We start from the raw sequence: 7,203 nt of genomic DNA on the forward strand, positions 1-7,203 counted from the left end.
CCACCTCGCCAATGCGGGCGGACCAGGCGATCGTGGCTCGTGCCGAGGCGGACTGAGCGTCCAGAGACTCCAGCGGGGCTGGCTCGGGTTTGCTGGATCCACAGGCCGTCAAAGCGCCGAGCAGGGCCAGCGCGGCGAAATGACTGATAAGGCGGATGGGGAGGGTCACGTTGCGGCGATCCATGAGTGAGGCTTCGCGAGAAACGCTGAGTCGCGATCAGCGCGCAGCGGGAGCGGTGGGCAAGGCAGGCGTACCGGGTGTTTTCAGGGGCTCCGGAGGAGCACCCAGCACGGTCAGCTTGCCTTCGATGAATCGGCGGTACTCGACCGTCGGCTCCAAGCCTTTCCAGGCAATCTGAAAGGCTTCGATGGCTTCCTTGTTCTTGCCCTGCGCCAGGAACACGTCCCCACGCCGGTCGGCCACCAAGGCGGCGTACTCGTCGGGCACCTTGGCGCCAAGCGTCTTGAGCGCATCGTCGAACTGCTTGGCGTCGAGCTGCATGCCCGCCAGGCGCAAGCGAGCCACGGCGACCAGGCCTTCGTTCTTGCCGGAATCAACCAACCACTGCAGGGTGGCGCGGGCTTCATCGGCCTTGCCCGCATCGGCCTCGACCTTGGCTGCCAGCAAAGCGCCCTGCTCTGCCGCGGTCGTTCCAGCGTATTGCGACTTGAGGTCTCCAAAGGCCTGGCGGACGCGATCGGCATTGCGCTCCACGGCAGCCTTGTCGAGTTCGTCATACAGGCCGGTGGCGCCTTGCGAGCGCTTTTGCTGCCAGTACAGGTAACCGGTCCAGGCCGCGTAGGCGCCCAGCACCAGCACCAGGGTCCAGGTGATCAGGTTGCCGTACTGCTTCCAGAAGTGCTTGACCTGGTCAAGTTGTTCCTGCTGTTCGAGGTCGAAGGTGGCCATGTTGTGTCGTCGGATGGAATCTCGGGATTATGACCGGCTCAGCGGGCTTGCAAGGTGTCAGCCCAATCGGCCACAGTGGCCAGCTGTCGCAGCACCTGTTCACCACCTTCGCGCAGGGGCTTGACTGACACCTCGCCACGGGCAACCTCATCGGAGCCAAACACCAGGGCAAAGCGCGCGCCGCTGGCGTCGGCTTTCTTGAACTGCGACTTGGGGCTGGCTGGGCCTTCTTTGCCCGCGGGGTTTAGCACGACGCTGACGCCGGCTGCGCGCAGGCCTTCGAGGGCCACCATCACCGGAGCCAGGGGCACGCCGGGGAAGACGACGGCGAAGGCGTCAGGCGTGGCCGGGGCCGGCAGCGTGCCGACCTCTTCGAGCAGCAGCAGCAGGCGCTCCATGCCCAGGCCCCAGCCCACGGCCGGGTTGGGCTTGCCGCCTAGTTGCTCGATCAGGCCGTCGTAGCGGCCACCGCCGCAGACCGTGCCTTGCGAGCCCAGGCGGGTCGTGACCCACTCGAAGACGGTCAGGTTGTAGTAGTCCATGCCGCGCACCAGGCGCGTGTTGACCTCGTAGGGCACGCCCGATGCATCGAGCACGGCCTTGACCGCGTTGAAGTGGGCCAGCGAGGCCTCGCCCAGGAAGTCGATCAATTTGGGCGCGGCCTCGACCACGGGCTGCATGGCCGGGTTCTTGGTGTCGAGGATGCGCAGTGGATTGGTGTGCAGGCGGCGCTTGGCCTCCTCGTCCAACAAATCGGCGTGGGCTTCGAGGTGCGCGATCAGGGCCTGGCGATGGGCCTGGCGCTCTTCGGGCTGACCCAGGCTGTTGAGCTGCAGGGAGACGTCGTCGCCCACCTTCAAGCCGAGGTCGCGCCACAGGGCGGCCGTCATCAAGATGAGTTCGGCGTCGACATCGGGGCCGGCAAAACCCAGCACCTCGGCACCCACCTGGTGGAACTGGCGGTAGCGGCCTTTTTGCGGGCGCTCGTGACGGAACATGGGGCCGATGTAGTACAGGCGCTTGCCGCCTTCGTACAAAAAGCTGTGTTCGTTGATGGCGCGCACCGCGCCGGCCGTGCCTTCGGGGCGCAGCGTGAGCTTGTCGCCGTTGAGGCTGTCCTCGAAGGAGTACATCTCCTTCTCGACGATGTCGGTGACCTCGCCCAGGCCGCGCACGAACAGGGCCGTGGGCTCGACGATGGGCGTGCGCATGTTCTGGAAGCCATAGCGGCGCATCAGTTGCCGCACCTTGTCTTCCAGCCACTCCCAGCGCGCCGATTCCGGCGGCAGGATGTCGTTCATGCCTTTGATGGCTTTGAGCTGTTCGGCCATGTCTGGGGAATGCTTCTTCTCGTTGTTCTTGTGGGGCGCGCCGAGGTCAGGCCGACTGGGTCTGACCGAACCGGCGCTCGATGTAGTTCTGCACGATCTCGTGGAACTCCTGCGCGATGCGGTCACCGCGCAGGGTCATGGCCTTTTCACCGTCGATGAAGACGGGCGCGGCGGGCGCCTCACCGTTGCCCGGCAGGCTGATGCCGATGTCGGCGTGCTTGCTCTCACCCGGGCCATTGACTATGCAGCCCATGACGGCCACCTTGAGGTTTTCGACGCCTGGGTACTGCTTGCGCCAGACCGGCATCTGCGCGCGCAGGTGGTCGTCGATCTGCTTGGCCAGCTCCTGAAAAGTGGTGCTGGTCGTGCGACCACAGCCGGGGCAGGCGGTGACGCTGGGCACGAAGGCGCGAAGGCCCAGCGCTTGCAAAATCTCCAAGGTGACGACCACCTCCTGCGTGCGGGCCTCACCCGGCTGCGGCGTGAGCGACACGCGAATCGTGTCGCCGATGCCTTCTTGCAGCAGGATGGACAGGGCCGCGGCCGAGGCCACCGTGCCCTTGGCACCCATGCCGGCTTCGGTCAGGCCCAGGTGCAGCGGGAAGTCGCAGCGCGCGGCCAGTCCGCGGTAGACGCTCACCAGGTCCTGCACGCCGCTGACCTTGCACGAGAGGATGACCTGCTCGGGCTTCATGCCCAGCTCAACCGCCAGGTTGGCCGACTGCAGTGCCGAGCTGATCAGCGACTGGTACATGACCTGTTTGGCATCCCAAGGGTCGGCGCTGCGGGCGTTTTCGTCCATCAGCGTGGCCAGCAGCTCCTGGTCGAGGCTGCCCCAGTTCACGCCGATGCGCACGGGCTTGTCGAAGCGCATGGCGGCTTCGATCATCTGCGCGAACTGGCGGTCCTTCTTGTCGCCCTTGCCCACGTTACCTGGGTTGATGCGGTACTTGGACAGGGCCTCGGCGCAGGCCGGGTGATCGGTCAGCAGGCGGTGGCCGTTGTAGTGGAAATCGCCCACCAGCGGCACGTCGATGCCCATGCGGTCGAGCTGCTCGCGGATGTGCGGCACGGCCTTGGCGGCTTCTTCGTTGTTGACGGTGATGCGCACCAGCTCGGAGCCGGCCAGGGCCAGTTCCTTGACCTGGATGGCGGTGCCGATGACATCGACTGTGTCGGTGTTGGTCATCGACTGCACGCGCACAGGGGCGTCGCCACCAATGGTGACCACGCGGGAGCCCCAGACCACGCGGGCCTGGCGGGAGCGGCGCGCGGCCGGCTGGGCCACGTCGATGAGGGTGCAGTTCGCCAGCGTCATTTCAGTTCAAGGCGGGCCACGTTGTTGCGGGTAAAAGGTGTCAGGTCAACCGGCTGTCCACGCATGGAAACCTTCACGCCTCCAGCATGGCCAATGCGCATGCGCCAGGGAGACACCCCGCCCATGGCCATCGACTCACCTGCGCGAACAATGCGCGACAGGCGCGTGTTGCCTGAGCCGTCGATGACCTCGACCCACGAGTCTTCCGTCACGGACAAGAAAACCGGGCCATCTGCGGCGACGGCCGGTGACTGCGTGATCGAGGTCGAAGGCAGGGCCTGCGCAGGAATGGAAGCCGCTGTCGCAGGCAATGGGCTCGTGGTCGGCGTCACGAAGCCGGCCGCAGATGCCTCGCTCGCGGGCTGCTCGGACGAAGCTTGCGAAGCCGCAGGCGCAGCCGACGCTGCAGGATCCAGCACCAGGGCGTCCGACGCAGCCGGCTGGGGCAAGACGCCATCCGCTGTTTGCTCTGGGGCCGATGCCTGCGAGTCGGCCCCGACAGGATGGCCCGCACCCTGCCAGCGGGGCCACTCGAACGACTCGGGCAACAAGTAGATGACCGCAGCCGCCAGCAGCAACAGCATTGGCGCCAGCCATTGTGGGCGCAGCAAGCGCGACCAACCGCCAGCACCGCCACCCTCGAACATCTTGGGCGCCAGTCGCGTTTCCTTGAACGGCTGATTCAGCGCAGGCTTGTCTCCAGCCAAGGGTGCCACGCGGGCGGCCGGCAACCCAGCCAGCACCGCTGTCGGATCGATTTTGAGGACGCGGCACACCGTCTGGGCCAGCGCGCGCGCGAAACTGGCATCGGGCAACTGATCGAGGCGACCTTCCTCCAGAGCAGCCAATTTGGCCGGCGTGACTTTGAGGGTGGCCGCCAAGTGATCGAGGCTCAAGCCCTGAGCCTCGCGGGCAGCACGCAAGAGCTCACCCGGCGCGCGTGCGCTGGCGTCCGGAACGCTCAAGCCGATGGGCGACGGGCTCTCACTCATCGAATCGCCCCAGTTCCAGTGCCGTGGCCTCGCGGGTACCGGTGAAGCGCCGGCGCAACTGTTCGGCCAGGTCGTCGCGACCATTGAAGTTGCCCAGGCGGTGCTCCACCCTCGCGGCCAACCACAGCGACTCCGCCGTCACCTGGGAGGGAACGTTGTTGACGCGGCGGATGTAGAAGCGTGCTCGATCGAGTTCACCTTCCTTCAGCAACACAGAGGCCAGGTTGAAGGCCGTTGCCGGGCTGCTCGGATCGAGCTCGTAGGCCTGCAGCAAGGTGATTTCGGCCGCCTTCAGGTCGCCGGCGCGCTGCTGGCAGACGCCGCGGGCCAGCAAGGTCTTGGAGCCAAGTCCGGACTGCGGCAGCGCAGCCGCACGCGCGAACAAGGCGTCCGCAGCCTGGTACTGCCCACGACGACACAGCGACCATGCGTTGTTGTGAAGCACGCTGCCGTTGTTCGGGTCCACGGCCAGGGCTTGACGGAAGCTCTCATCGGCACGGGTGGCATCACCCATCGCGTCATAAATCAGAGCCCGCATCTCATGCGCGGCTGGCAGGCGCGGGTCGATGGCGATGGCTTGCTTGAGCTCATCCAGGGCGGTGGTGAACTGCCCCTGGCTGTAGTAGGTGGACGCCAGCTCCAGTCGGATGCGTGCACGGCGACGCAGATCGCCCTCATCGGAGGCGGTGACGATGTCCTGGCCATCACGGGGCGCTGCGGGCATCTGGCCAGCACACCCATGCAGCCCCAGCAAGCTCATCAGCAGCAGACAGGCGGACAGGCCCTTGGCCCTCCACGCTGAACTCGTCTTCGTCATGCGGCGGTCTCCTTCAGGACGCACAGTTTAGGCGCGAGCGAGGCTGGCCGCGGCTCATCGCCCCTGGGGTTTGTTGGGGGACGAAGACACGGCAACGGGATGCACCACGACAGGCTGACGCAACATGCGCTGCTCTGCGCGTGTGCGGTCCTGCACCTCGCCGGCCAGCTGGCCGCACGCCGCATCGATGTCGTCACCACGGGTTTTGCGGACGGTGGTAACGATGCCGGCATCGGCCAGGATGCGCGCAAAAGCCTGCACACGCTCGTTTTTGGAACGATGCAGCCCGGACGCCGGGAACGGGTTGAACGGGATCAGGTTGAACTTGCAATGCAAGCGATCGCGCACCAGGGCGATCAGTTCACGTGCGTGCTCGTCGCTGTCGTTGACGCCGTCGAGCATGCAGTATTCAAAGGTGATGAAATCGCGCGGCGCATCCGCCAGGTAGCCTTTGCAGGCAGCCAGCAATTCATCAATGGGGTACTTGCGATTCAGCGGCACAAGCTGATCGCGCAGGGCATCGTTGGATGCGTGCAAGGAAACGGCCAGCGCCACCGGGCAGTCGCGCTGCAAGCGCTCGATCATGGGCACCACACCCGAGGTGGACACCGTGACCCGGCGACGCGACAGGCCATAGCCATGGTCGTCCAGCATGGTCTTCAAGGCTGGAACCAGCGCTGCGTAGTTTTGCAGCGGCTCGCCCATGCCCATCATGACGACGTTGCTGATGACACGTTCGGTGGTATTGAAGCGCTTGCGCAGCGTGTGTTCGGCAAACCAGAGCTGGGCAATGATTTCACCGGTGCTCAGGTTGCGGCTGAAACCCTGGTGCCCGGTTGAGCAAAAGCGGCACCCCACGGCACAGCCTGCCTGGGAAGACACACACAAAGTGCCACGATCGTCTTCTGGGATGAAAACGCTTTCGACCGCGTTGCCCTGCCCGACATCGAAGAGCCATTTCACCGTGCCGTCCGACGACACATGCTCGCTGATGACGCTCAGGCTTTCGATCACGGCCTTGCCTTGCAGCTTGCCGCGCAGGGACTTGGCCAAGTCGGACATCTGATCGAAATCGGATGCGCCTTTTTGATGGATCCAGCGAAACAACTGGGTGGCGCGGAAGCGCTTTTCACCCAGTTGCTCGCAGAACGCCGCCATACAGTCCAGGTCGAAATCAAGCAGGTTGACACGATCGCTCATGGGAACCACTTGATGACTGGACGAAGGCGGACGTTGCAACCGCTCAGCGGCTGTAGACGTTCAGGCCGGGGAAGAAGAAGGCAACTTCGACGGCAGCGGTTTCGGCGGCGTCGGAGCCGTGCACGGCGTTGGCGTCGATCGACTCGGCGAAGTCAGCGCGGATGGTGCCGGCAGCGGCCTTCTTGGGGTCGGTGGCGCCCATCAGGTCGCGGTTCTTCAGGATGGCGCCTTCGCCTTCGAGCACTTGCACGAACACGGGGCCGGAGATCATGAAGTCGACCAGGTCCTTGAAGAAGGGACGCTCCTTGTGGACAGCGTAGAACTGCTCGGCTTCAGCGCGCGACAGTTGCACCAGCTTGGCAGCGGCGACCTTCAGGCCGGCGCCTTCGAAGCGGGCGATGATTTGGCCGATGACATTCTTGGCAACGGCGTCGGGCTTGATGATCGAGAGGGTGCGTTCGATGGCCATGGTTTCTCCAGGTTCAACTGATAAGGGCAAAACCCTAGATTGTACTGCTCGAATGCGTCAATCACTGGCACGCAGCCCATGATCCACGCACCCGACCTGCGGGTGTGCGGTCAACGGCGACCGCGGCGACCACCGCCGCCACCGCCACCGCCCCGGTTGCCGCGAC

7 protein-coding genes and 1 pseudogene are annotated in these 7,203 nt (G+C 65.2%); all 8 read right to left on the reverse strand.

From position 1 onward, the window contains the following. Positions 1-184, reverse strand: a pseudogene (locus tag B2W70_RS13245) (hypothetical protein); the annotation flags it as partial. A gap of 33 nt (positions 185-217) precedes the next feature. After that, positions 218-910, reverse strand: coding sequence for a YfgM family protein (locus B2W70_RS13250; protein ID WP_286746335.1), 693 nt, complete (start codon positions 908-910; stop codon positions 218-220). 38 nt (positions 911-948) lie between these two features. Further along, on the reverse strand, positions 949-2,241 hold the full coding sequence (hisS, locus tag B2W70_RS13255) for a histidine--tRNA ligase (protein WP_286746337.1): 1,293 nt from the start codon (positions 2,239-2,241) through the stop codon (positions 949-951). Positions 2,242-2,287: 46 nt separating this feature from the next. Next, positions 2,288-3,559: a flavodoxin-dependent (E)-4-hydroxy-3-methylbut-2-enyl-diphosphate synthase gene (gene ispG, locus B2W70_RS13260; protein WP_286746342.1), complete on the reverse strand. Its 1,272-nt coding sequence runs from the start codon at positions 3,557-3,559 to the stop codon at positions 2,288-2,290. Further along, entirely contained in the window at positions 3,556-4,551 is a 996-nt protein-coding gene (locus B2W70_RS13265) for a helix-turn-helix domain-containing protein (RefSeq protein WP_286746344.1), read from the reverse strand. Before B2W70_RS13265 ends, ispG begins: the two co-directional genes overlap by 4 nt. Further along, entirely contained in the window at positions 4,544-5,368 is an 825-nt protein-coding gene (gene pilW, locus B2W70_RS13270; RefSeq protein WP_286746346.1) for a type IV pilus biogenesis/stability protein PilW, read from the reverse strand. The genes B2W70_RS13265 and pilW overlap by 8 nt, the downstream gene beginning before the upstream one ends. 54 nt (positions 5,369-5,422) lie before the next feature. Continuing rightward, positions 5,423-6,568 carry a 23S rRNA (adenine(2503)-C(2))-methyltransferase RlmN gene (rlmN, locus tag B2W70_RS13275; RefSeq protein ID WP_286746348.1) on the reverse strand — a complete coding sequence of 382 codons (1,146 nt, stop codon included), beginning with the start codon at positions 6,566-6,568 and terminating at the stop codon, positions 5,423-5,425. A gap of 43 nt (positions 6,569-6,611) precedes the next feature. After that, a complete protein-coding gene (ndk, locus tag B2W70_RS13280; RefSeq protein WP_058086190.1) occupies positions 6,612-7,037 on the reverse strand; it encodes a nucleoside-diphosphate kinase in 426 nt (141 codons plus the stop codon). Between the last annotated feature and the right edge of the window lie 166 nt (positions 7,038-7,203).

Origin of the sequence: Aquabacterium sp. UBA2148, assembly GCF_002328915.1 — a bacterium.
GTDB lineage: Bacteria > Pseudomonadota > Gammaproteobacteria > Burkholderiales > Burkholderiaceae_C > Aquabacterium > Aquabacterium parvum.